The sequence below is a fragment of the Epibacterium ulvae genome (assembly GCF_900102795.1).
GTDB classification, from domain to species: Bacteria; Pseudomonadota; Alphaproteobacteria; order Rhodobacterales; family Rhodobacteraceae; genus Epibacterium; species Epibacterium ulvae.
The window spans coordinates 86,738-111,094 of sequence record NZ_FMWG01000006.1 but is presented as its reverse complement, the minus strand read 5'-3'; the positions used below and the strand labels follow the sequence as shown (position 1 = coordinate 111,094).

Below are 24,357 nucleotides of genomic sequence, written 5' to 3'. Positions count from 1 at the left end.
CTTATCCACCTCTCCCGGTTTGGAACCATGTTTCCGGATCCACCGGACTGTTGTCCATTCTCACTTCTATATAGAGCGTTTCTGTGCGATCAGTTCCAGCCCCTTCACCACTAAGTGACAAAATCGCATCAGCTTGCACCGTCGCTCCGCCCATTAAACCTACAGGTGTGCCCTCGGGAATTACCTGCCCAGGTTCACCGTAAACCTCAGCTAAGCCTGAAAACACAAACAATGTCCCGGATTGGGGTTCAAGTATGATCACATTTCCAAGATCAAGCAGCGGCCCGAGGTAGCGGATTGTCGCCGCTGTGGGGGCGGAAACCAGCGCACGCGGACGTGCGGCCACCAAAAGACCGGGGCGCGCAATGCCAGCGGCATCAGGTTCACCATAGCCACGGATCACCAAGCCCTGCAGCGGCAAGGCAAGAGCCCCGCGCCGATCATTGATATCGGTACGCAGCACCACTTCTTCACCGCCTGCAATTTCTGAAAGCCCATCCGCAAACCCAGTGAGTGTTTCCGTAGACGACAGCAAAATCGCAGTGCGCACAGGGTCTTGCACAAATCGCAGTGGCAGGTCTGTGCGATCTGCAATCGCCGCTGAAAGCTGCGACCGGGCTTCTTGAACCCCGATCAAACCCTCTTCGAGCGTTTTGGCAGCACTTTGCTGCAACAGGCGCAGCGTCTGTACCTCTTCCAGATCATATTTCAATGCATCAACACGGGCCTGCAGACCTGGTGTAATTTCTGCAAGCACCATACCAGAGCGCGCCGCGCCCAAAGGGCCTGACGGGTGCAACATCAAAACAGGAGGTTCTGACGTTTCAATCGTTTGCAACACCCCAAGCAAGTCTGACACATCTTTTTGTCGGGCACGTAACTGCGTGGTGAGCTGCGTTTCACGCTGTGCCACCCGGCGCAGGCCATCCCGCATGGCTCCGAGCCCATCTTCATATGCGCGCACTGTTTCTGTCAGCGCTTTTACCCGGTCGCGGGCACTGCTTGCATCCCGCAACTGTACAGAGGCGGTGTCCAAACGGTTGGCCGCAGCAAGTGCAGCCACGGCCGGATCAGCCGTTTGTGCAGTCGTGCTTAGAGCGCCTGCGATCCAAAACACACAAATCAGACCCAGACGGATCATTTCAGCAGGCTTTCCCCGGTCATTTCAGCAGGTTTTTCCAGGCCCATCAAATCCAAAAGCGTTGGTGCAAGGTCCGCCAGACGTCCATCTCGCAGGCTTGCCCCCTTTGGGCCACCAACCAGCGCAACCGGCACTAGGTTCAGCGTATGTGCCGTGTGGGCCCCGCCACTTTCAGGATCAACCATCACCTCGCAGTTGCCGTGATCGGCCGTCACGATCATCGCACCGCCCACCTCTTTCAGCGCCGCAGTGACCCGTGCCAGCCCATTGTCCACCGCTTCACAGGCTTTCATCGCGGCTTGCAGATCTCCGGTGTGGCCCACCATATCGGGATTCGCATAATTGGTGACGATCAGATCGTAACCTGCGTGGATCGCCTCAACAAATTTCTCTGTCACCTCAGGCGCTGACATTTCAGGCTGCAGGTCATAGGTCGCAACCTTTGGCGATTTGGGCATAAAACGATCTTCGCCATCTTCAGGCTGTTCTTTCCCGCCATTCAGGAAAAAAGTCACATGTGGGTACTTTTCTGTCTCCGCCAGACGGAATTGACGTTTCCCCTGCTTTGCCACCCATGCACCAAGCGTGTTCACAATCGCCTTCTTGGGATAGGCCGTGGTCATATAGGCCTTATGCCCATCCGAATATTCAACCATGCCCAGCAATCCAGCCAAAGCCGGACGCGGGCCGGTTTCAAATTCAGCAAAATCAGGTTCACCAATGGCGCGTAGAATTTCACGCGCGCGGTCTGCACGGAAATTCAGACAGAACAGCCCATCCCCAGCCTGAAGACCTGTGTAGCCATCCAGAACTGTTGCACGAATAAATTCATCTGTTTCACCCCGCGCATAGGCCGCAGCAACCGCAGCCGCCGCATCCGCAGCGTTTTCCTGCCCACGGCCGTGTACCATCGCATCATAGGCCTGACTAACCCGTTCCCAACGGTTGTCCCGGTCCATGGCAAAATAACGCCCGGTCACTGTCGCAACCTCAGCACCAGCAGGCAATTGGGCCAGCAATTGGGCCATAAATTCATCTGCGGAGGAAGGCGCCACATCACGACCATCGGTGATCGCATGTAAAACCGCTGGAACACCTGCATCTGTCACCGCTTTGAGGGCTGCCACAATATGGCTCAGATGCCCATGCACCCCCCCATCAGAGACCACCCCCATCAGATGTGCGGTACCGCCACTGTCTTTCAACTTGGTAATAAACGCCAGCAAGGCCTCGTTTTCAAAAAACGACCCGTCTTCAATCGCAAGATCGATCTGTCCCAGATCCATCGCCACCACGCGGCCTGCGCCAATATTGGTATGCCCCACCTCTGAATTGCCCATTTGCCCAGTTGGAAGCCCAACATCCGGCCCATGGGTGATCAATCGGGCCTGCGGCCCCTGCTCCATAATCGCATCAAAAGCAGGAGTATCTGCCAGATGTGGCGCATTTGCTGCACCGGGCGCAGCACTGCCCCAGCCATCAAGGATACACAGGACAACAGGTGTGGGGATGCTCATCGGGCTCTCCGGCGTTCAAATTACATGTCACTCGCCTTCTATCGCGTCAAATCGCAATGGGGAACCATCTTAGACGCACAGCACCTCTTTCCTCACAGCACTGGACGTTTCAAGGGGCGCATCCTATCTGCGCTAAAGAGCCTGTTCCGTCAGACGGATTGGGATGGCTGTTTAATAGATATCAAAGGAAAACAGATGAAAATTTTGATGGTGCTGACCTCACATGACACGCTAGGCGACACCGGCGAAAAGACCGGCTTCTGGCTTGAGGAACTGGCCGCGCCATATTACGTTTTCAAAGACGCAGGCGCTGAGATCACTTTGGCGTCACCAGCGGGCGGTCACCCCCCACTGGATCCCAAAAGCGCAGACGAGGGTTTTCAAACGGACGCCACCCGCCGCTTTGATGCAGATGCCGACGCCACCGCGCAACTGGCCTCAACTGTCAAACTTGCCTCTGTGTCACAGGCTGATTTTGATGCAGTCTTTTATCCCGGTGGCCATGGTCCATTGTGGGATCTGACCAATGACACCGATTCCGCGGCCCTAATCGAAGCCTTTTACGCTGCTGCAAAACCAGTCTCTTTTGTATGTCATGCCCCTGCCGTTTTGCGCGACGTGAAAGACACTGAAGGCGCACCGTTGGTCAAAGGTAAAACCGTCACCGGCTTTAGCAATTCAGAAGAGGCCGCGGTTCAACTGACCGACATCGTTCCCTTCCTTGTCGAAGATATGCTGAAAGAAAAAGGAGCCGAATACAGCCATGGCGATGACTGGGGGGCCCATGTGGTGCAAGACGGGCTGCTGATCACTGGACAAAACCCTGCCTCATCAGATGCAACGGCCCAGAAGGTTCTGGCTGCTTTGAAAAGCTAAATTTAATGGGGGTCGTAGATTACGGCCCCCATATATTGTCTCGGCCCGTCGTTTCAGGACGCACAGTTAAGAAGATGCGGTCAACGCAAGGAAGACATCTTCCAGATCCGCTTCCTCGGTCTTTACATCACGGATTGAAATGCCCGCAGTGCGCACGGCCTCTAGCACCGCTTCGGCACTGGTGGTCTGGCTGTGATAGCGCAGCACAACTGCGCCATCTGTACGCAGCTCAGCCTCAATGCCGGGCCCCGACGGCAAGGTTGTCACAGCTGCGGCCGGGTGCACCACCATTGCACGCGCATCCAGACGCCCCAAAAGATTGCTGGTCGAATCACGTGCCACCACTTCGCCTTGGTTGATGATCGCAATTTCGTCACACATTTCCTCTGCCTCTTCGAGGTAATGTGTCGTCAAAATGATCGTCATGCCCTGTGCATTCAGTTTGCGGATGTTTTCCCACAGCATCTGGCGCAGTTCGATATCAACGCCCGCGGTTGGTTCATCCAGAACCAGAATGGACGGGCGATGCACCAAGGCCTTGCCCAGCAACAAACGCCGCCGCATGCCCCCGGACAGGGTACGCGCATAGGCATCTGCCTTGTCAGCCAGCCCAATCATTTCAAGAATTTCATCGCTGTAACGTTCGGCTTTTGGCACGCCATAAAGCCCCGCCTGCACTTCCAACGCGCCATGCGGGCTAAAAAACGGGTCCAAATTCAGCTCTTGCGGCATGACCCCGATTGAGGCTCGCGACTGGCGGGGGTTTTCATCCTGATCAAAGCCCCAGATGGATACTTTGCCACTCGTTTTCAAAACCAGACCGGCCAGAATATTGATCAACGTAGACTTGCCCGCGCCGTTCGGCCCCAACAGGCCAAAAACGGATCCACGCGGCACTGTCAGGTCTATGCCTTTCAGCGCGTGTTTTTCAGGCTGCCCTTTGCGTCCCTTGTAGGTTTTACGCAATGCTTCAAGACGGATTGCATCTTCACTCATCGCAGCTCTTGCCCCCGGTTTTTCGATCGCTCATAACAGCGCTTAGACGAAAACCAAGAGGATCGCCAGCGATGACACAAGAAGCGCCAGAAACCACGATCGTTGACAGCTACCGCGTCGCTTGCGACGGGGGCGAAGGTGCCCTTGGCCACCCCCGCGTTTATTTGCAAATCCCAGAGGATCTTGGTTGGGTTGAATGCCCATACTGTGATTGCAAATATGTGCACAAAGATTTTGCTGACAAATTGGCATGATCCAGACACAGCGCAGCGCTGGGGGGCTTGCAGCTTTGGTTGCAGGAACACTTGCGCTACACATCTGGCTTGATCTTCAAGACGGGATGAGCGTTGCAGGCTCTATCTGGGACATGCTGCGCTATTTCACCTATTGGACAAACGCACTGGTTGGCGCGACCCTGCTTTGGGTCGCATCCGGGCGTTCTATTCCTGTCAGTGTTCTTTCGTGCCTGTTGATGAGCATGGCGCTGGTGTCCAGTGTCTATTATCTCGTGCTGTACAAACCGGATCGCTACGAAGGGTTAGACATTCTGGTGGATTGGATGTTGCACACGGTGATCCCATTCGGGCTGCTTGGGTTTTGGCTTCGGTTCGTAGACAAAAGCAAACTTGCCTTCAGGCAAACGCTCTTCTGGCAATTTTACCCGGTGTTCTACTGCCTTTACGTGCTGATACGCGGACACTTGGATGGCACCTACCCCTATGGATTTCTGCGCCCGCCTGAAATTGGCTGGGATCTTGTGATGCGCAATATCGCAGTTTTATCTGTCGTCTTTATTGTCACCGGCCTGGGCGTTGTGGCTTTGGGGGGCGCCCTTGCACGCAAACAGTCTTTCAGCGACTGATCACAGGTCTGCTTTTGCCAAGATAGAAGATTGCAGTGCCTGCCCAGATCAAGGATAAGATTGGCGAAACATCACGCGAACATCTGATCCAAGAGGACCCATCCATGAGCGACACGCAATTTGGCAAAGGCTGCCACCTGCACCTGATCGATGGCTCTGCTTTTATCTTTCGCGCCTATCATGCCCTGCCGCCCCTGACCCGCAAATCTGATGGCCTCCCCATCGGGGCCGTTTCCGGCTTTTGTAATATGCTGCATAAATATGTCGAGGCAAACTCCGGCCCAGATGCACCCACCCATGTGGCTGTGATCTTTGATCATTCCGGCAAAAGCTTTCGCAACGACCTTTATGACTTATATAAAGCCAACCGCCCGCCCGCGCCCGAAGATCTGCGCCCACAGTTCCCTCTGACCCGTGATGCAACCCGTGCCTTTAATATCGCCTGCAAAGAGATCGAAGGATTCGAAGCAGATGACATCATCGCCACCCTGGCCCATCAGGCCCGTGATGCGGGGGGGCGGTGCACCATTATCTCCTCAGACAAAGATCTGATGCAGCTGGTCGGCGGCGGCGTTGAGATGCTGGATGCGATGAAAAACAAACGCATCGACAGCGACGGCGTTGTTGAAAAATTCGGTGTTGGCCCTGACCGCGTGGTCGATGTGCAAGCCCTGGCCGGTGACAGCGTCGATAACGTCCCCGGCGCGCCCGGTATTGGTATCAAAACCGCAGCTTTGCTGATCAATGAATATGGCTCTCTCGAAGCGCTTCTGGACCGCGCCGAAGAGATCAAACAGCCCAAACGCCGCCAGACCCTGATTGAAAAACGCGACCAGATCGAGCTTTCAAAACAGCTGGTGCAACTGGACTGCAACATGGATCTGGATTTCACGCTGGATGATCTGGAGGTGCGCGACCCCGAGGCCGATGTGCTTTTGCCCTTCCTTGCCGACATGGAGCTGCGCACCCTTTCTAAACGCATGGCGGATCACATGGGTGCTGAGGCCCCCGTGATTGCCGAGGCTGCCCCATCTGCACCTTCGGCTGAAATCTCTGCGCCGGTGGCGGTGCCCTTTGATGCCGAAAAATACGAATGCGTCCGCGACGCAGAGGCGCTGCAAGGCTGGATTGCCCAGATCCGCGAACGGGGCTGGGTTGCGGTTGATACCGAGACAACAGGCCTTGATGAAATGGTTGTTGATCTTGTCGGCATTTCCCTCTGCGTTACTGCGGGCAAGGCCTGTTATATCCCGCTGACCCACAAGGTGGGCAACGATGATCTCTTCGGCGGCGATGGGCTTGCAGAAGGGCAAATGCCACTGGAAGAGGCGGTCGCCCTGCTGAAACCTGTTCTGGAAGATCCCGCGATCATAAAGATCGGCCAGAATATGAAATACGACGCCAAGATCCTCCATCGCTACGGGGTTCAGGTCGCGCCCATCGATGACAGTATGCTGATGTCTTATGCGCTGCACGGCGGTGAGCATGGGCACGGTATGGACGCGCTGTCAGAGCGCTATCTGGAACATAAACCGATCCCAATCAAACCGCTCCTTGGCACCGGAAAATCAGCGATCACCTTTGACAAGGTCGCAATTGAAGACGCTGTGCCTTACGCGGCAGAAGATGCAGACATCACCCTACGCCTCTGGCAGCAGTTCAAACCCAAACTGCACCAACGGCAAGTGACAACCGTCTATGAAACGCTGGAACGCCCTCTGGTTCCGGTTCTGGCGCAGATGGAGCGCAATGGCATCAAGGTAGACCGCGATACCCTGTCGCGCATGTCCAACGCCTTTGCCCAGAAAATGGCAGGGCTTGAGGCCGAAATCCACGAATTGGCAGGTCAGGATTTTAACGTCGGCTCCCCAAAACAACTGGGTGAGATCCTGTTTGACAAGCTGGAACTGCCCGGCGGCAAGAAAGGCAAAACCGGCGCCTATGCAACTGGGGCGGATATCCTTGAAGATCTGGCCACCGAACATGCCCTGCCTGCTCTTGTGCTGGACTGGCGTCAGCTGAGCAAGTTGAAGTCAACCTACACCGATGCCCTTCAGGATCATATCAACGCTGAAACCGGTCGGGTGCATACGTCTTATCTGCAGACCGGGGCCAATACAGGCCGGATGGCTTCAAGTGATCCCAACCTGCAAAACATCCCCATTCGCACCGAAGAAGGTCGCCGCATCCGCGAAGCCTTTGTGGCTGAAGAGGGCAATGTGCTTTTGGCGCTGGACTACAGCCAGATTGAACTGCGCATTCTCGCCCATATGGCCGGGATTGACGCGCTCAAAGAGGCCTTTGCCCAAGGCCAGGACATTCACGCTATGACCGCATCCGAAATGTTTGATGTGCCACTGGCTGAAATGACACCCGAGATCCGCCGTCAGGCCAAGGCGATCAACTTTGGTGTGATTTATGGCATCTCTGGCTTTGGTCTCGCCCGCAATCTGCGCATTCCCCGCAAAGATGCACAAGGGTTTATTGATCGCTACTTTGAACGGTTTCCGGGCATTCGCCGCTACATGGATGAAACCGTGACGTTTGCAAAAGAGCATGGTTATGTAGAAACGCTCTTTGGACGAAAGATCCATACGCCAGATATTGCCTCAAAAGGGCCGCGGGCAGGTTTTGCGAAACGGGCCGCGATCAATGCGCCCATTCAGGGAACGGCTGCAGATGTGATCCGCCGCGCCATGATCCGCATGCCGGATGCGATCGCACATCTGCCCGCGCGTATGCTGCTGCAGGTGCACGATGAATTGCTCTTTGAAGTGCCCGAGGCTGCCGTGGATGAGACCATCGCAACCGCGAAGAGGGTGATGGAAACAGCTGCAACCCCGGCCGTGCAGTTGGATGTCAAACTCGTGGTTGACGCCGGGAAGGGCGCAAACTGGGCAGAGGCGCATTAACAGAAAAAGGGGGCGCTCCCGCCCGTCTCGGGAACTGTCTTACGACAGGTTCCTCCCCCGTTGGGCCAAGCGCCGCTGCGCGGCGCTTCACCTCACGACATGCAAGCCTCTTGGGGCAGGCCACCAACCGCGCCGTGCCAAAGGCACGGCGCCACGCCCAACGGTAAGTATCATCTTAGATGATCACGAACAGGCGGGAGCCCCTCCTTTGCCTAACACCCCTAAACACACAGGCTGCTCTTCCTGAAGTTTATTCAATCGGGTCTCGCACCAACCTGGCGACCAAGCGACGCACAAAGGGTCCAACCACCAACACCACACAAAAGGCAATCGGCCAGCCAAAACTCCACGCCGCCAACCAAGCCGTAAAGACATCAACAGACATGCCCATGTTTTTGATCGTCGCAACAAATGTCACGATGCATGACATGATGCCCGACAATAAAAAACCAAACAGCACAGGGGCGAATCGCGCAGGTAACATGAGATCTCCAGACTTCGTGCCAAAGCATTTATACTGAAACACCCTAACAACCATTCAAGATTTTGGCATTGCGCTCACTCCGCCGCCGTCATCCATCCCAAACTGTCCTCTGTACGCACGGTGGATGGGGTATATTCTGCACTGACCCAACCTGTGTAACCACTCGCATCGATCACTTGAAACAGCGCGTCAAAATCGACAGGCCCGGTACCCGGTTCACAGCGCGCGGGCGCTGCGCCGATTTGCACATGCATCGCCAGATCCCCAAATTTCTCCCAGACCTGCACTGCATCTCCGTGAATAAGCTGTGCGTGATAGGCATCATATTGCAATCCGATATTGGGACGCGCAACGGCCTCCAACACCTCAGCCGCCAACTCGTAGCTATCAAGGAAATACCCCGGTTGATCCGCCGCGTTCAAAGGCTCAATCGTGAACCTCTGATCGGGCGCCAGATCCGCAGCATATTGCAAATTGCGCACAAAAACCTCATGCGCCTCCGCCCCTTTGGCATATCCGGCCATCACATGGATCATCCGCGGGCGCAGCACCTCAGCATAGCGCATCACACGGCGCATATCCCGCTGAAAGCGATCCGCCAGTTCAGGCATCGCGGCATATCCCGGCTGCCCGCCCGTATAATTGGGCGGCGGCGCATTCATCAGCAACAATTGCAATCCATTGCGCATCAACGCGCGCTGTGTGTCTTTTGCGGCCAATTCATAAGGATACAGAATTTCGACCGCTTCAAAACCAGCGGCCGCTGCAGCCTCAAACCGGTCCAGATACGGCAATTCGGCAAACAGCATGGATATATTGGCTGCAAAGCGTGGCATGAGATCCCCTTCCGTTTGCGTCAACGCGTTACCCATAGCCTAGGCCTGCGCCAAGCCCCGGAAAAGCGAAGATTTTCAACAATTGTGATCTGAGCAGGACCCTGCCACCCCAAGCAGACTTATATCAGCCAGTCTCTAATTCTTCAGAGGGTATTATTTTAAAGAACACGCCTGCAGACCACAGACCAAACCAACCATCCTGATGGCTGCCCAGCTCCACAAGTCGATAAAAACTCTTGCGATCAATAAGCGCCTCTAAATCTGAGCGGATCAGGATATAGGGCGCAGGCTCGCCTGTCTCGGGGTCGCGCACAACACGGATCGGATGGTCTGCCCCCGCAACCGCTTGATCTCCAACATGTGTGGTAAAGGTTAAAACCTGTGCATCCTCTTGTTCTGACACCTCAAAATCCACCGCAACAAAAGGTGCATCCTCTACGGTGATACCAACCTTCTCAACCGGGGTTACAAGAAAATATTTTTCCCCTTCCCGCTTTAAAATCGACGAGAACAAGCGCACCAATTCAAACCGGCCAATCGGCGTACCAAGGTAAAACCACGTGCCATCACGTGCGATTCGCATATCCAAATCACCACAGAACGGTGGGTTCCACAGATGCACTGGCGGCAGTTTTCTACCGCTTTGCGCAGCCTTTGCTGCAGCGGCCAGACCATCAGCCGTAGGCGTCACAACTTTTTGTACACTCATAACTTTTGCCATTTCCTTTTCGCGCGGTAGAGTAACAGTGTAGCAGCGCGTGAAAGGAAAGATATGTCCGAACCCGACAATTTGTTGGCAGAGATTGAAACTTTGGACGCCAAACTCTCTTTGGCGCGCCAGTCGATCACTCAACGCTTTATTGGTCAAACCCGTGTGGTGGATCTGACGCTGGCCACTCTTTTGTGCGGCGGCCATGGGCTACTCATCGGTCTGCCCGGTCTTGGCAAAACGCGACTCGTCGAAACTGTGGCCACGGTTATGGGGCTCAATGGCAAACGCGTGCAATTCACACCGGACCTGATGCCAGCAGATATTCTGGGCTCAGAGGTGCTGGAAACAGCATCCGATGGCAGCCGTGCCTTTCGGTTTTTACCGGGACCTATTTTCTGTCAGCTTTTAATGGCAGATGAAATCAACCGCGCAAGCCCGCGTACCCAATCCGCGCTTTTACAAGCAATGCAAGAACACGAAGTCACCGTCGCCGGGGAAACCCGTGCGTTGTCCGCGCCATTTCATGTGCTGGCCACGCAGAACCCAATCGAACAGGAAGGCACCTACCCCCTGCCCGAGGCACAACTGGATCGGTTCCTCTTTCAAATCGAAGTGCCCTACCCCGACAGACAAACCGAACGTGAGATCCTGCTTGCCACAACCGGCACGCTAGAGGCGCAGGCCTCTGAAATCTTCAGCGCCGCAGATCTGATTGCTGCACAAACCCTTCTGCGCAGAATGCCTGTAGGCGACAGCGTGGTGGAGCTGATCCTATCGCTGGTCCGCGCCTTTCGCCCCAAAGAAGAAGGCGTTTCAGACCGCGTCGCAGATACTGTGTCTTGGGGGCCGGGACCGCGTGCAGCACAGGCGCTGATGCTCGCAGTGCGCGCACGGGCTCTTTTGCAGGGGCGTCTGGCGCCAAACGCCGAAGATGTGATCGACATGGCGCATCCCGTACTCAGCCACCGCATGCAGCTCAGCTTTGCGGCGCGCGCGCGCGGCGATAGCCTTGCAGAGCTCATCACAGAAACCACGGCAGCGGTTGCCTCACAAACTGCCAAAGAGGCCGCCGCGTGAACGACGCCCCCGCCTCTGCGCTCGCGCTGCGTCACGCCGCAGAAGAAGACGCCAGCGCCTTTCCGCCCTTATTGGTGGAAGCGCAAGAGCTTGCCGGTTCCGTAATGCTGGGCGAACATGGGCGCAGGCGATCTGGAACGGGCGATGATTTCTGGCAATACCGCCCGCTGCAACAGGGCGACAGCCGCCGCATGATCGATCACCGCATGTCTGCAAAAGGCGATCAGCAATTTGTGCGGGAACGCGAATGGCAAATCGCCCAAACCATTCATGTCTGGAGCGATCTTGGCGCCTCTATGCGCTACGCCTCTCAGGCTGCAGTGCCGCAGAAAATTGACCGCGCCCGCCTGCTGACGCTGGCTGCCTCAATCTTGATGATCCGCGCGGGTGAACGCGTTGGGCTCACAGGGGGGCTTTTGCCCCCGCGGCGCGGCAATATTCAAGTGCTGCGCCTTGCTGAAATGCTCAGCCAAACCGAACCTCAGGACTACACTCCACCAGAACACCGCGCCCTGATCCCACATGCACGGGCCTTGTTTGTATCAGATTTTCTGGGGCCTTTTGATGAACTGCAAATCGCCCTTGGAAAAGCCGCAGATCGCGGTGTGCGCGGTGTCTTGCTGCAGGTTCTTGATCCCAGCGAAGTGGATTTTGACTTTCAGGGCCGCACCCGCTTTCAAAGCATAAATGGCGGCATTGAACATGAAACGTTAAAAGCCTCAGCCCTGCGCACACGCTACATTCAACGCCTTGAAGAACGACGTAAATTCATGGACGAATTGTGCCAACTTGCTGGCTGGAGACTGCATGTACATCGCACAGATCACAGCGCACAATCTGCCCTGATGTGGCTGTTTGAAACCCTGCAAAGGAGCGCCGCATGACCGTTTTGGCAGGTATCGGTTTTTCCGCCCCCTGGCTGCTGCTTGGATTGCTGGCGCTGCCCGTACTGTGGTTTCTGCTGCGCGCTGTTCCGCCTGCACCACGGCTGCAACAGTTTCCAGCTGTCACCCTATTGGTTGGCCTGACAGATGAGGAAAGCCAATCGGATCGCACGCCATGGTGGTTGCTGCTTTTACGTCTGCTGCTGGTCGCCGCTGCAATCATTGGGCTTGCTGGTCCCGTTCTCAATCCAAACACCGCAGACACAGGCCGCGGACCTCTGGTCATCATACTGGATGCCAGTTGGGCAGGGGCAGGACATTGGCCACGCCTGCAAAATCAAATCGAAACCGATCTTCAGGCTGCACACCGTGCAGAACGGCCTGTTGCCGTTCTAAGCCTGACCAAACCTGACGCGCTGCAATTTCAAAGCGCTGACACTTGGCAACAACAAATCCCCGGCCTGCGCCCACAAGCCTGGCGCGCGAATACCACGCACTTATCCCAGGCACGCAGCGCGCTGGAAAACGTCGAAACCGATTTTGACACCCTCTGGTACAGCGATGGCCTCGCCTCTGAAGCTGAGGCAATTATATTGCCCCTGCTGGAAACCCGCGGAACAGTTGAGGTTATTGAGCCGCCCACCCCAATCATGGCGCTCAATCCGGTCACATTCCAAGATGGCACACTGCACATCACCGCCCAGCGCAATCATGCAGGTTTGGAACAAACGGTGGCGCTGCAGGCCATGGGTCTCGACCCAAGCGGTACTCTACGCGCGCTTTCGACCACGCCACTCACATTTGACGCCGAAGCCAAAACAGCAGAAATTGATCTTTCTCTTCCTGCAGAACTCAGCGCGCGGGTGCAATGGTATGGGCTACAGGGTGTTCGCTCTGCTGGGGCTGTCGCGCTCAGTGATGACAGTCTGCGCCGCCGTGAAGTTGCCTTGATCAGTGCACAAAGCGGCAATGAAGGGCTTGCGCTGTTGTCACCGCTTCATTACCTGCGCAACGCCTTGATCGAAAGCACAGATCTGTTGGAAGGCCCCCTTGCGGATCTGCTCCCGGCGCAACCGGATGCGATTGTCTTAGCGGATATAGCCCATCTCCCTGCAACGCAGGAAACCGCTCTCATCGCCTGGGTTGAAGAGGGGGGAACCCTGCTGCGCTTTGCTGGTCCGCGCCTTGCGGCCAGTGACACCGCCCGCACAGAAGAACATCCGCTGATGCCCGTTCGCCTGCGGGCAGGCGGGCGCAGCGTTGGGGGCGCCATGAGCTGGGGCGCACCCAAAACCCTTGCCCCCTTTCCGGACAGGTCTCCCTTTTACGGGCTAGACATCCCGGCAGAGGTCGAAGTCCGCTCGCAGGTGGTCGCACAGCCTGAACCCCGACTTGCCGAACGGGTCATTGCCGAATTGTCGGATGGCACCCCGCTTGTGACACGCAAATCCCTTGGCGCAGGTCAGGTCATTTTGTTCCACGTCACCGCCAACGCGGAATGGAGCTCTTTGCCCTTATCCGGCCTGTTCGTTGAAATGCTGGAGCGTCTGGCCATTTCATCTGGGGTTGGGCAACCTGATGCACGCGACCTTGAAGGCACAACCTGGGCCCCTGTGCAGGTTCTGGACGGGTTTGGAACACTGGGTGAAGCCGGGCGGCTTGCAGGTGTTGCGGGCACCGCGCTGCTCACAGATCCGCTCAGCGAGGCGTTGCAGCCCGGTCTGTATCAAAGCGAGGGCCGCGCCATTGCGCGCAACGTTCTGACCATCGACGAAACCCTGACGCCGCCAATCTGGCCTGCAAACGTCACCCTGCGCGGCTTTGCCTCCGCTGCAGAAACCGTCTTGAGCGGTTATTTTCTAGCGCTGGCACTGGTTCTTTTAGCCGCTGATATCATTGCCACGTTGGGGGTATCCGGTCTGTTGCGCCTGTCTCGCACGGCAGCAGCAGGGGTGATCTTCATTACAGCAATTGGTCTTCCCCATTCTGTAGACGCACAAGACGCAAATCCGCAAACCAGCGCCGCTGCCGAAGTCACTCTGGCTTATGTCGAAACCGGAGACGCGGAACTGGATCGCCTCTCAGAGGCGGGATTGCATGGGCTGTCCCTTACCCTGTCATTTCGAACCTCGGTGGAACCGGCCAATCCGCAAGGGGTAAATCTTGATCAGGATGAACTTGCCTTTTATCCGCTGCTCTATTGGCCGGTGTCGCCCAATCAAGCCACACCAAGTGCCGCCGCCTATGAAAAACTAAATGCCTATCTGCAGTCTGGGGGCATGATCCTGTTTGACACGCGCGACGCTGATATTTCCACGGCGGGCGCCAATAGTCCGGCGACACGGCGCCTCCAGCAGCTTGCACGGCCACTTGATATCCCGCCACTGGAACCTGTGCCACAGGATCACGTTTTAACCCGTACCTTTTATCTGCTGCAGGATTTTCCAGGCCGCCAGCGCGGTGCCCCTGTCTGGGTGGAAGCCGCCCCCAATGACGCGGAACAGATCGAAGGCCTGCCCTTTCGCAATCTCAACGACGGGGTCTCTCCGGTTGTAATTGGTGGCAATGACTGGGCCTCAGCCTGGGCAATGAGCGATTTTGGCACCCCGCTTTATCCCGTTGGACGTGGCTTTGCGGGGGAACGGCAGCGCGAGATGGCGTTTCGCTTTGGGGTCAATCTGGTGATGCATATTCTCACCGGCAACTACAAATCAGATCAGGTCCATGTACCTGCGCTTCTGGATCGTTTGGGGCAATAACGCATGACACAAACTTTGCTTTTTGATCCGCTTCTCCCTTGGCCTGTGCTCTGGATCTTAATGGCACTTTCCATCGCCGCACTGGCCCTTGCCCTGTGGAAACGCCTGCCCGGTTGGGCCCTCCGGGCATTGGCCGCTCTTGTCGTATTTGCAGCCCTCATGGGCCCGGTGCAACAAAGCGAGGAACGCGCGCCGCTGAATGACATTGTGCTACTGGTACAGGATCAAAGCGCCAGCCAGCAGCTGTCTGACCGACCGGAGCAAACAGCAACGACGCTTGCGGGCCTAAAAGAACGATTGCAGGCGCGTAGCAATACAGAGGTGCGTGAAATCACAGTCAACGACGGTGAGGGCGACAACGGCACACAGATGATGCAGGCCATTTCGCAAGCGCTCGCAAATGAGCCACGCGGGCGGATTGCCGGCATTGTTGCGCTGTCAGATGGTCAGGTTCACGACATTGAAAATACGCCAGATCTTCCAGCACCGCTGCATCTCCTCCAAAGCGGCCGCACAACAGACTGGGATCGACGGCTGGTTGTTCAAAAAGCCCCAAGTTTTGCGATCATTGGGGAACCCGTCACCTTGACCTTGCGCATCGAGGATCAGGGCGCAGTGCCTGTGCCACCGCCTGTTGCAGAACTCGATATTGCAATTGATGGGGGCGAGCCTCAGCGCTTTACCCTACCCGTCGGGCGCGATTTTGATCTGCCTCTTACCCTGCCGCATGGCGGGCGCAATGTCATTCAATTCAGCGTGCCCACGGCTGAAACTGAACTAACCGACCGCAACAATACCGCATTGATACAAATAAATGGCGTGCGAGATCGGCTGCGGGTTTTGCTGGTGTCAGGCGAACCCCATCCCGGCGGGCGCACATGGCGCAATCTTTTGAAATCAGACAGTGCCGTTGATCTGGTTCATTTCACAATTCTGCGCCCACCGGAAAAACAAGATGGGGTGCCGGTTGATGAACTGTCACTGATTGCATTTCCAACGCGGGAACTGTTTCTAGAAAAGGTCAATGATTTCGATCTGATCATCTTTGACCGTTACAAACGGCGCGGCATTTTACCGGCTATCTACCTCGACAATGTTGCAAACTATGTACGTCAAGGCGGCGCTGTTCTGGTCGCTGCCGGACCGGACTTTGCCAGTGCAGACAGCATTTATCGCTCCCCTCTCGCACGTATCCTCCCAGCAGCCCCAACCGCACGGGTGCTTGACGAGGCCTACCTGCCCAGTGTGAGCGATCTGGGGCAACGCCATCCCGTCACCAGCGATCTTGATCAGACTGCCCCATGGGGACGCTGGCTCCGTCAGATCGATGTCACCCATAACAGCGGCGATATCGTCATGACGGGCCAGGACGGGCGGCCGCTGCTTATTCTTGACCGCGTTGATGCAGGCCGTGTGGCGCTGCTGGCATCAGATCATGCATGGCTGTGGAGCCGCGGTTATGAAGGCGGAGGACCGCAACTGGAACTGTTGCGCCGCCTTGCCCATTGGATGATGAAAGAACCGGATCTGGAAGAAGACATGCTCTGGGCCGAAGCCACAGGACAAAGCATGCGCATTTTGCGACGCACCCTTCATAACGATGTCGGAGAGGTTCAGATCACTCTGCCAGACGGCAGCATCACCGCCGCCCCCCTCACCGAAACCTCCCCCGGCTTATGGGAAGGCCGATATGAGGCCCCGGACATCGGCCTCTATCGTCTTCGCGAAGGGGATAAAACAGCTGTTATTGGCCTTGGTCCCGCAGCCCCACGAGAGTTTGAGGAAACCATCGCCACCGGTGACGTACTTCGCCCTGCACTCGCAAGTAGCAACGGCGGCGTCCTGGCTATGGAAGAGGGCATCCCGCGCGTGCGAAACGTCAACGAAGGCCGCCCCGCTGCAGGCCGAGGATGGATCGGCCTGACACCACGCGACGCCTATGAAACACTCTCAATAAGCCAAACACAGCTTTTGCCTGCGTGGTTAACGCTCTTGTTGGTCGGGGCTTGCGTTCTTCTTGCCTGGATCCGAGAGGGGCGTTCATAGGCAGATTAAATTGATTGCCAAAATTCTGTCTCTCATACACAGATTGTTATCGCGAATTGCCGCTCACTTAACGCCATCGCAAGAGTTCTCGTCGTAGACCCAAAGACGATTATTAGTAAAAGTAGCGATTGCTCCTTTATCTTAGAGCGTTGGAGAGTTGCAGAGATGCACTTTGCGGACAAACTGGCTGAAGAACGCCGCGCCAGATTGGCGGCGGAACGCCTGCTTGAATTAAAGCAGGCGGAACTGACAGCTGCGAACCGCAAACTGGGTCGTCATGCTTTGGCCCTGACCAAACAAATTGGCGTCACCAAAGCAGAAGTCGCAACGGTTCGGGACGAAAACGAAAAGGTCAAATTAGACCTCACCCAAGCCAATGAAAAAATGGAGCAGGCAGAGCGCCGCCTGTGGCATTCCATTCAGGTGTTTCAAGACGGTTTTGCCTTTTTTGACAGCGACGGCATGCTTATTGGGGCCAATGCAGCTTATCTCAATATCTTCGATGGGTTGGAGGAAGTGTGCCCCGGCATATCCTATCAACGGATTCTGCAACTCTTAACCGACGAAGGGCTCGTCAACACCGGCGAAACCAGTGGTGACGATTGGCGCGCCATGATGGCAGAACGCTGGATTTCCGAAAATCCCGAACCGATCGTAGTGCGGATGTGGGATGATCGCTACCTTAAATTGATCGACCAGCGCGGTCATGGCGGTGATATGGTCTGTCTGACCCATGATATTACGGCAACCGTTCAACACGAAGAAGAACTCCATGCTGCACGAGAACGCGCGGAAGCAGCCAACCGTGCAAAATCAGCCTTCCTCGCAAATATGAGCCACGAAATCCGCACGCCAATGAATGGCGTTGTCGGCATGGCTGAATTGCTGAACGATACAGATCTGACCAACGAGCAGCGCCTTTACGCCAATACGATCAAAAACTCAGGCGATGCGCTTCTTGTCATAATCAATGATGTTTTGGACTACTCCAAAATCGAAGCTGATAAGCTGGTGCTAAACCCAGAACCCTTCAATCTGGAACAAAGCATCCACGAAGTAATCATGCTGTTGCAGGGCACGGCACGGGACAAATCGCTTTCAATGATGGTCGACTACGACATGTTCCTGCCAATCAATTTTGTTGGCGATCCCGGGCGCATTCGTCAGGTGCTGACAAATCTGCTGGGCAACGCGGTTAAATTCACCAACGAAGGCCATGTCACGCTTCGCGTGACCGGCGTCACCCAACCTGACACAAATCACTGCGCGCTGCACTTCACCATTCAGGACACCGGAATCGGTATCCCCGAAAATAAAATCCAGCATATTTTTGGGGAATTCAATCAGGTCGATGACGAGCGCAATCGCGAGTTTGAAGGCACCGGTCTGGGCCTTGCGATCAGTAAAAAACTGATCGAACTCATGGATGGTGAAATCTGGGTGGAAAGCGTGGTCGGAGAGGGATCTTGCTTTGGCATACGTCTGCAGCTTCCTCTCACCGATGATCACGGTCCAACGTTGCCTGACCTCCCGGATACTCTGCGTCGGGCATTGATCGTAGATGGTCAAACCCTCAACCGTGAGATTGTTGAAAAACAACTGCAAACACTGGGACTTGTTGTCGATACGGCGCAAACACCGCAGGAAGCACTCGAAAAACTTTCACCAGAGACCGATCTAGTGGTCTGCGATGTTGACCTTCCGGATGATCAAGGCCTCCAGCTTGTCCGCGACATGCGCTTGGGGCCGCAGGGCGATGTGCCCATCATGATGCTCAGCGCAAGCCCGGCGATGATTGCCAACCCTGAATTGCAATCCATGGTCCAATCCGTTCTCACCAAACCCGTTCCACGGCAAGAGTTGTGCACCCATCTCAATCAGATTGCAGCTGGCGAAAAACCTGTTACCCCCCTCGCGCCACGCGTACAGGCCGCGGCCCCCATCGAAAAACCACAGGAGATTACTGAACGCAAAATGCGGATCCTCGCAGCTGAGGACAACAAGACCAATCAGTTGGTCTTCCGCAAAATGGTCAAAACGCTCAATATCGACCTGCAATTTGCAAACAATGGCCTAGAAGCCGTCGAAGCCTATCAAAGCTTCGCGCCAGACCTCATCTTTATGGATATCTCCATGCCCAAAATGGATGGAAAAGAGGCGACCGGCGAAATCCGCAAAATCGAAGCGACAACGGGGCAGCACGTCCCCATTGTCGCCCTTACCGCTCATGCGATGGCGGGTGACAGCGAGGGCATCCTTGCTGCAGGGCTTGACGACTACCTTACCAAGCCCCTGCGCAAGGCGCTGATACATGAACGCATCGCCTCACATTTCCCAGCCCAAGCCCAGCCGCTCGAACTTTAATCAAGCGTCGCGCAGAAAGACGGGTTTATCTGCTTCAGACAACGCGGGCTGATAGGCATAGCCGCCGCTGTCAAATTCCAGCAAGCTGTCTGCCTCTTTCAAACGATTTTGCACAATATACCGCGCCATCGCACCGCGTGCCCGTTTTGCATAAAAGCTAACAACTTTGGGCGTGCCGTTTTTGTTTTCCATAAACACAGGGGTAATCACCCGTGGACGCAGATGCTCCAGATCCACAGCTCCAAAATACTCCTGGCTTGCACAATTGACCAAAATCTCTGACTGCGTCGCCGTGGCCTGCGCATTCAAAGCCTCCGAGATTTTACTCCCCCAGTACTGATACAGGTTCTTGCCACGCTCAGTCTGCAAACGGGATCCCATTTCCAACCGATAGGCCTGCAGCGCGTCCCGCGGACGCAAAACCCCGTATAAGCCCGACAAGATCCGCAAATGCTCTTGGGCAAATGCCATTTCATCCGCATCAAGCGAACTGGCCTCCAACCCCTGATAGGTATCTCCTGCAAACGCCAACACCGCCGGGCGAATGGCGTCTGCCTTTGGATCTTCTGCAAAAGATTGAAAGCGGTCATAGTTCAATTTGGCCAGATCTTCGCTGATGTGCATCAGCTTCATCAGGTCTGCAACCGTCAGGCCACGGGCCACCGCAGCCAGTTTCACAGCCTCTTCTTGCAGAGCAGGCCAGGTCATCTCAACCTCTTGCGCACTCCAATCCAACTTCTTGGCCGGCGATACAACAACCAACATCGGCAATCCCCTTTATCCTTGACGCAGGCCTATCCTACGCCGCGCAAAACATCCAGAAACGCCACAGCGAACCGTTCGGCGCGGCGCTCCCCCAGCAAGCGTTCCAATGCAACGGTATCGTTGGGCCGCATCTGCGCCACTTTCGCCAGTTGCGACGCAGAACAGCTCAGCGGCTTTTCCGTGCCGTTTTCGCCCCGTGCAAGCTGCGCCTGCGCTTCCAATAACATGTCATAGATAGGCCCCGCTTCGCGTCCTGCAAGCTTGCGCCGTTGTGGATGTAACTCTTCTGTCGCACCTGTGATCACACTCAAAAAATCATCGCCATAGCGTTCCAGCTTCTTGGCGCCCACCCCATTGATCCGTGCCATCTCATCCAGATTGGCGGGTCGCTGTTCTGCCATTTCGATCAAGGTTTTATCTGCAAAAATCACATAGGCTGGCACCCGCTGTGCTTCAGCCAGAGCCCGCCGCTTGGCCTTCAGTGCCGACAGCAGTGGTGCATCTTCCTCAGCAACCAGCGCTTTCACCGCAGGGCGGCGTGTCGCGGATTTGATCGTGTCTTTGCGCAGATCAATCATCGCTTCGCCTTTCAGAATGGGCATCGCTGCCTCTGTCATCCGCAGCGCGCCATGGCGTTCTGGATCAGGGCGCACCAGATCATGCCCCATCATCTGGCGAAACACCGCCTGCCATTGCCGTTTGCCATATTCCCGACCCACGCCGTACACAGATAGATCATCATGACGTTTCTGGCGAATGCGCTCATTGTCCTGACCCGTCAGGATATCAATCAGATGACCCGCGCCATAGGATTCCTGCGTGCGTAAAATCGCTGATAGCGCTTTACGCACAGCCGTGGTGCCATCAAAGACTTCAACCGGCGTATCGCACAGATCACAATGGCCGCACGGATCTGTCGTTTCCCCAAAATACGCCAACAGAGTCTGGCGGCGACATTTCAGCGCCTCCGCCAATCCCAAAAGCGCATTCAATCGGGCGTGATCCGCAGCGCGTCTTTCCGGGGGTGCAAGCCCTTCATCCACCTGCGAGCGGCGCAATCGGATGTCTTCCGGGCCGTAAAGTGTCAGCGTCTCAGCTGCAGCCCCATCCCGCCCTGCACGGCCAATCTCCTGATAATAAGCCTCGATCGATTTGGGCAAATCTGCATGAGCCACCCAGCGGATGTCGGGCTTGTCTATCCCCATGCCGAAGGCCACGGTTGCGACCACAATCAAACCATCTTCGCGCGCAAATCGCGTTTCCACGATACGACGGTCTTCAGCCTCCATTCCGCCATGGTAATGACAGGCCGTATGCCCTTCTGCGTTCAAAGCCTGCGCAATCGCTTCGGTTTTGGCACGGGTCCCACAATACACAATGCCAGATTGACCTTTGCGGGCGCTGGCAAACTCTAGAATTTGACGGCGTGGCCCATCTTTTGCGGCAAAGGCAAGATGAATATTGGGCCGGTCAAATCCATGTAAAAAGCTACGGGGCGGCTGCCCATCAAACAGTTTTTGGACAATTTCATCCTGTGTTTCAGGATCCGCCGTGGCCGTAAAGGCGGCAAGCGGCACATCCAGTGCCTCGCGCAGCTCTCCGATGCGCAGATAATCGGGGCGGAAATCATGCCCCCATTGACTGACACAATGGGCTTCATCCACAGCGATAAGACTGACATTGATCTGGCGTAACATGCCCAGTGCCGCACCAGAAGACAGCCGTTCCGGCGCCATGTAAAGCAGCTTCAACTCACCACTTTCAATCGCAGCCCAAACCGCATCTGTTTCTTCTGGCGTATTGCCAGAGGTCAGCGCGCCGGCAGAAACCCCCGCTTCCTGCAAGGCCCGCACTTGATCGCGCATCAGGGCAATCAAAGGGGAGATTACGATTGTAATCCCATCGCGGATCAGCGCAGGCAGCTGAAAACACAAAGATTTTCCACCCCCTGTTGGCATGATCGCCAACACGTTCTCCCCCGTCGAGACCGCATCTACGATCTCGGCCTGACCGGGGCGAAAGGCATCATATCCAAAAATGTCACGTAAAAGCGTCAGCGCCTCTGGGCGGGCACAAGTGGGGCCGGTCATGCGGCGGATCTCTGTTTCATGGACTGCTCTGGGTTTCAGATACATTCTCATGACAGAGCAAGCGCGGCAAGGGCCTGCCGCGCGCATTTCGCAAGAATTAGTAGAAAGCTGCGATGTTATTTTGCAGAATGATCCGGCACGCATAAACAGCGATCAGCACCGCAAGCGGCGCGATATCAATGCCTTGCATATTTGGCAGCAGACGCCGGATCGGACCATAGAGGGGTTCAAGCAATCGGTTCACCCCATACCAGATCTGCGCCACAAAAGGTTGGTTCAGATTCAGCACCTGAAAATTGATCAGCCAGCTCATGATCACATGGGCAATGATGAAGAACCAGACGATGTCCAGGATCAGCATCAGGATTTGAAACAAGGACAGCATGTCGTTTCCCTATATTGTAAACCGTATCTTAGGTAAGCGGCGGGGCGACAAAGCGCAAGACCGCGCGGGATCTGAGGTTTACGACACGTAAATCTATGCTGGCAAAGACACAGAGAGCATCCCGGAAACGGAATGCACAATCCATGCAGCCCCTGTACACCGGCTGTGCACCCCCTGATGCACCCGTTGCGCCTATCCCTGCCCCAGCATTCGGGCAGGTTGCATCTTGTCTCTATGACACGCGCACTGCATACCTTTGAGAAAGGTACAAAAGAGAGCAGCAATGACAAAGCGTACAAACCGCAAAAGGATCTGGGGCTGGTGGTTCTTTGACTGGGCCAATCAACCCTATCACACGCTGTTGGTGACCTTTGTTTTTAGCCCCTTCTTTGCAGCCGTCGCGACCGATTATTTCCTGTCACTCGGCAGCGCTCCTGAAAGCGCCCAGGCTGAGGCGCAGGCGCTTTGGGCCTTATGCATGACATTGACCGGGCTGACGATTGGTCTGTCTGCCCCTTTCATCGGCGCAATGGCAGATATCGCGGGGCGCAGGCGCCCTTGGATTGTGATCTTTAGCCTCATCGCCTTTTTCGGTGCCTGGGGCATTTGGTTCATGGATCCGGGCGGCAGCAATCTGTATCTGATCCTGCTGAGCTTTGGCATCGGATTTATCGGCGCAGAATTTGCGCTGATCTTTGTCAATGCGCAGCTGCCGTCACTCGGCAGCAAGGAAGAGGTTGGCGATATCTCGGGCTCGGGTTTTGCATTTGGCTATCTGGGCGGGGTGATTTCCCTGTTCATCATGCTGTTGCTGTTTGTGGAACAAGACAGCGGCAAAACCCTAATTGGACTTGACCCTATTCTGGGACTGGATGCCGTAGCACGGGAGGGAACGCGCGCGGTTGGCCCCTTTGTCGCACTGTGGCTGTTGGTATTTATGATCCCTTACATGCTGTGGTGCACTGAAACACCGCGCCCGCGCAAATCTGGCGGCGTGGCGCTGGCCTTTGCCACGGTCGTTCAATCCATCGCGCAATTGCGCCACCGGCGTTCATTGGCAGGATTTTTAGGGGCCTCGATGCTGTATCGCGACGCGCTGAACGGGCTTTATGCCTTTGGCGGGGTTTATGCGCGGCTGGTTTTGGACTGGAGCATCACGCAAATCGGCATCTTTGGCATTGTGGCCGCCATTTCAGCGGCCCTGTTCAGCTGGCTGGGCGGCAAAGCCGATCGCGCCTTTGGACCAAAACCAGTAATCATCACAGCAATTGTGGTTCTGATGGCGGTCTGCGCCACCATTGTGGGCATGTCACGCACACAGATCTTTGGCATTGCCCTAACCGAAGGCTCTACCCTGCCGGATACGCTGTTTTTCATCTGTGGAGTTTTGATCGGGGGCTTTGGTGGCATCCTGCAATCCACCAGCCGCAGCCTGATGGTGCGCCATACGCGCCCAGATCAGGCCACAGAAGCCTTTGGGCTTTATGGGTTGTCAGGTCGGGCCACAGCCTTTCTTGCCCCGGCTTTGATCGGGATCGCCACAACTATGAGCGGAAGTGCGCGCCTTGGGCTACTGCCCGTAATTGGGCTCTTTGTTTTGGGCCTTGTTCTGCTAGCTTGGGTGCGAGCAGAAGGAGATCAAGCGTGAAGT

19 protein-coding genes are annotated in these 24,357 nt (G+C 55.9%); 10 read left to right on the top strand and 9 right to left on the bottom strand.

Translation table 11 applies throughout. The features are described from left to right. Position 1: 1 nt before the first annotated feature. Both BLP79_RS11015 and gpmI read right to left on the bottom strand, forming a co-directional pair. On the bottom strand, positions 2–1,141 hold the full coding sequence (locus BLP79_RS11015; RefSeq protein ID WP_090218950.1) for a murein hydrolase activator EnvC family protein: 1,140 nt from the start codon (positions 1,139–1,141) through the stop codon (positions 2–4). Then, the gene (gene gpmI, locus BLP79_RS11010; protein WP_090218949.1) at positions 1,138–2,658 is read right to left on the bottom strand and encodes a 2,3-bisphosphoglycerate-independent phosphoglycerate mutase; all 1,521 of its coding nucleotides are present in this window, start codon (positions 2,656–2,658) and stop codon (positions 1,138–1,140) included. Before gpmI ends, BLP79_RS11015 begins: the two co-directional genes overlap by 4 nt. A gap of 195 nt (positions 2,659–2,853) precedes the next feature. On the opposite strand from gpmI, the gene BLP79_RS11005 reads away from it, so the two are divergent. Continuing rightward, a complete protein-coding gene (locus BLP79_RS11005; RefSeq protein WP_090218947.1) occupies positions 2,854–3,534 on the top strand; it encodes a type 1 glutamine amidotransferase domain-containing protein in 681 nt (226 codons plus the stop codon). A 66-nt stretch (positions 3,535–3,600) separates the two neighbouring features. On the opposite strand, the gene BLP79_RS11000 is transcribed toward BLP79_RS11005, so the two are convergent. After that, positions 3,601–4,530: an ABC transporter ATP-binding protein gene (locus BLP79_RS11000; RefSeq protein ID WP_090218946.1), complete on the bottom strand. Its 930-nt coding sequence runs from the start codon at positions 4,528–4,530 to the stop codon at positions 3,601–3,603. A gap of 71 nt (positions 4,531–4,601) precedes the next feature. Here BLP79_RS11000 and BLP79_RS10995 point away from each other — a divergent pair, with 71 nt between their 5' ends. The 3 genes from BLP79_RS10995 to polA all read left to right on the top strand — a co-directional run bounded on the left by BLP79_RS10995 (position 4,602) and on the right by polA (position 8,304). Continuing rightward, complete coding sequence (locus tag BLP79_RS10995) at positions 4,602–4,784, top strand: zinc-finger domain-containing protein (RefSeq protein ID WP_090218945.1); 183 nt, start codon at positions 4,602–4,604, stop codon at positions 4,782–4,784. Continuing rightward, positions 4,781–5,392 carry a Pr6Pr family membrane protein gene (locus tag BLP79_RS10990; RefSeq protein WP_090218943.1) on the top strand — a complete coding sequence of 204 codons (612 nt, stop codon included), beginning with the start codon at positions 4,781–4,783 and terminating at the stop codon, positions 5,390–5,392. The genes BLP79_RS10995 and BLP79_RS10990 overlap by 4 nt, the downstream gene beginning before the upstream one ends. 104 nt (positions 5,393–5,496) lie before the next feature. Continuing rightward, entirely contained in the window at positions 5,497–8,304 is a 2,808-nt protein-coding gene (gene polA, locus BLP79_RS10985) for a DNA polymerase I (protein WP_090219195.1), read from the top strand. A 250-nt stretch (positions 8,305–8,554) separates the two neighbouring features. On the opposite strand, the gene BLP79_RS10980 is transcribed toward polA, so the two are convergent. The 3 genes from BLP79_RS10980 to BLP79_RS10970 form a co-directional block, all read right to left on the bottom strand. After that, positions 8,555–8,788, bottom strand: a complete 234-nt coding sequence (locus tag BLP79_RS10980) for a DUF2798 domain-containing protein (RefSeq protein ID WP_090218942.1) — start codon at positions 8,786–8,788, stop codon at positions 8,555–8,557. Between the two features lie 74 nt (positions 8,789–8,862). Then, on the bottom strand, positions 8,863–9,624 hold the full coding sequence (locus tag BLP79_RS10975; RefSeq protein ID WP_090219193.1) for a hydroxypyruvate isomerase family protein: 762 nt from the start codon (positions 9,622–9,624) through the stop codon (positions 8,863–8,865). 124 nt (positions 9,625–9,748) lie between these two features. Further along, positions 9,749–10,333, bottom strand: coding sequence for a DUF1285 domain-containing protein (locus BLP79_RS10970; RefSeq protein ID WP_090219191.1), 585 nt, complete (start codon positions 10,331–10,333; stop codon positions 9,749–9,751). Positions 10,334–10,396: 63 nt separating this feature from the next. On the opposite strand from BLP79_RS10970, the gene BLP79_RS10965 reads away from it, so the two are divergent. The 5 genes from BLP79_RS10965 to BLP79_RS10945 all read left to right on the top strand — a co-directional run bounded on the left by BLP79_RS10965 (position 10,397) and on the right by BLP79_RS10945 (position 19,466). Beyond that, complete coding sequence (locus BLP79_RS10965; protein ID WP_090218940.1) at positions 10,397–11,413, top strand: AAA family ATPase; 1,017 nt, start codon at positions 10,397–10,399, stop codon at positions 11,411–11,413. Continuing rightward, complete coding sequence (locus BLP79_RS10960) at positions 11,410–12,297, top strand: DUF58 domain-containing protein (protein WP_232716428.1); 888 nt, start codon at positions 11,410–11,412, stop codon at positions 12,295–12,297. Before BLP79_RS10965 ends, BLP79_RS10960 begins: the two co-directional genes overlap by 4 nt. Next, positions 12,294–15,056 carry a DUF4159 domain-containing protein gene (locus BLP79_RS10955; RefSeq protein WP_090218938.1) on the top strand — a complete coding sequence of 921 codons (2,763 nt, stop codon included), beginning with the start codon at positions 12,294–12,296 and terminating at the stop codon, positions 15,054–15,056. The genes BLP79_RS10960 and BLP79_RS10955 overlap by 4 nt, the downstream gene beginning before the upstream one ends. Positions 15,057–15,059: 3 nt before the next feature. After that, on the top strand, positions 15,060–17,102 hold the full coding sequence (locus tag BLP79_RS10950) for a hypothetical protein (protein WP_090218936.1): 2,043 nt from the start codon (positions 15,060–15,062) through the stop codon (positions 17,100–17,102). A 165-nt stretch (positions 17,103–17,267) separates the two neighbouring features. Continuing rightward, positions 17,268–19,466 carry a response regulator gene (locus BLP79_RS10945; protein WP_090218935.1) on the top strand — a complete coding sequence of 733 codons (2,199 nt, stop codon included), beginning with the start codon at positions 17,268–17,270 and terminating at the stop codon, positions 19,464–19,466. On the opposite strand, the gene yaaA is transcribed toward BLP79_RS10945, so the two are convergent. The 3 genes from yaaA to BLP79_RS10930 all read right to left on the bottom strand — a co-directional run bounded on the left by yaaA (position 19,467) and on the right by BLP79_RS10930 (position 22,706). Continuing rightward, complete coding sequence (gene yaaA, locus BLP79_RS10940) at positions 19,467–20,231, bottom strand: peroxide stress protein YaaA (protein ID WP_090218933.1); 765 nt, start codon at positions 20,229–20,231, stop codon at positions 19,467–19,469. It lies immediately after the preceding gene. A gap of 29 nt (positions 20,232–20,260) precedes the next feature. Continuing rightward, entirely contained in the window at positions 20,261–22,321 is a 2,061-nt protein-coding gene (recQ, locus tag BLP79_RS10935) for a DNA helicase RecQ (RefSeq protein WP_090219187.1), read from the bottom strand. Positions 22,322–22,418: 97 nt separating this feature from the next. Continuing rightward, positions 22,419–22,706, bottom strand: a complete 288-nt coding sequence (locus tag BLP79_RS10930; protein ID WP_090218931.1) for a YggT family protein — start codon at positions 22,704–22,706, stop codon at positions 22,419–22,421. Positions 22,707–22,989: 283 nt separating this feature from the next. Here BLP79_RS10930 and BLP79_RS10925 point away from each other — a divergent pair, with 283 nt between their 5' ends. Continuing rightward, positions 22,990–24,354 carry an MFS transporter gene (locus tag BLP79_RS10925; protein ID WP_090218929.1) on the top strand — a complete coding sequence of 455 codons (1,365 nt, stop codon included), beginning with the start codon at positions 22,990–22,992 and terminating at the stop codon, positions 24,352–24,354. Positions 24,355–24,357 lie beyond the last annotated feature (3 nt).

What these genes read in the sequence shown, in the direction of transcription:
- yaaA (WP_090218933.1), bottom strand. Translation starts at nt 20,231, where the DNA reads ATGTTGGTTGTTGTATCGCCGGCCAAGAAGTTGGATTGGAGTGCGCAA.
- BLP79_RS10930 (WP_090218931.1), bottom strand. Translation starts at nt 22,706, where the DNA reads ATGCTGTCCTTGTTTCAAATCCTGATGCTGATCCTGGACATCGTCTGG.
- recQ (WP_090219187.1), bottom strand. Translation starts at nt 22,321, where the DNA reads ATGACCGGCCCCACTTGTGCCCGCCCAGAGGCGCTGACGCTTTTACGT.
- BLP79_RS10975 (WP_090219193.1), bottom strand. Translation starts at nt 9,624, where the DNA reads ATGCCACGCTTTGCAGCCAATATATCCATGCTGTTTGCCGAATTGCCG.
- BLP79_RS10980 (WP_090218942.1), bottom strand. Translation starts at nt 8,788, where the DNA reads ATGTTACCTGCGCGATTCGCCCCTGTGCTGTTTGGTTTTTTATTGTCG.
- polA (WP_090219195.1), top strand. Translation starts at nt 5,497, where the DNA reads ATGAGCGACACGCAATTTGGCAAAGGCTGCCACCTGCACCTGATCGAT.
- BLP79_RS10955 (WP_090218938.1), top strand. Translation starts at nt 12,294, where the DNA reads ATGACCGTTTTGGCAGGTATCGGTTTTTCCGCCCCCTGGCTGCTGCTT.
- BLP79_RS10995 (WP_090218945.1), top strand. Translation starts at nt 4,602, where the DNA reads ATGACACAAGAAGCGCCAGAAACCACGATCGTTGACAGCTACCGCGTC.
- BLP79_RS10970 (WP_090219191.1), bottom strand. Translation starts at nt 10,333, where the DNA reads ATGAGTGTACAAAAAGTTGTGACGCCTACGGCTGATGGTCTGGCCGCT.
- BLP79_RS10945 (WP_090218935.1), top strand. Translation starts at nt 17,268, where the DNA reads ATGCACTTTGCGGACAAACTGGCTGAAGAACGCCGCGCCAGATTGGCG.
- BLP79_RS10965 (WP_090218940.1), top strand. Translation starts at nt 10,397, where the DNA reads ATGTCCGAACCCGACAATTTGTTGGCAGAGATTGAAACTTTGGACGCC.
- BLP79_RS11005 (WP_090218947.1), top strand. Translation starts at nt 2,854, where the DNA reads ATGAAAATTTTGATGGTGCTGACCTCACATGACACGCTAGGCGACACC.
- gpmI (WP_090218949.1), bottom strand. Translation starts at nt 2,658, where the DNA reads ATGAGCATCCCCACACCTGTTGTCCTGTGTATCCTTGATGGCTGGGGC.
- BLP79_RS11015 (WP_090218950.1), bottom strand. Translation starts at nt 1,141, where the DNA reads ATGATCCGTCTGGGTCTGATTTGTGTGTTTTGGATCGCAGGCGCTCTA.
- BLP79_RS10925 (WP_090218929.1), top strand. Translation starts at nt 22,990, where the DNA reads ATGACAAAGCGTACAAACCGCAAAAGGATCTGGGGCTGGTGGTTCTTT.
- BLP79_RS11000 (WP_090218946.1), bottom strand. Translation starts at nt 4,530, where the DNA reads ATGAGTGAAGATGCAATCCGTCTTGAAGCATTGCGTAAAACCTACAAG.
- BLP79_RS10950 (WP_090218936.1), top strand. Translation starts at nt 15,060, where the DNA reads ATGACACAAACTTTGCTTTTTGATCCGCTTCTCCCTTGGCCTGTGCTC.
- BLP79_RS10990 (WP_090218943.1), top strand. Translation starts at nt 4,781, where the DNA reads ATGATCCAGACACAGCGCAGCGCTGGGGGGCTTGCAGCTTTGGTTGCA.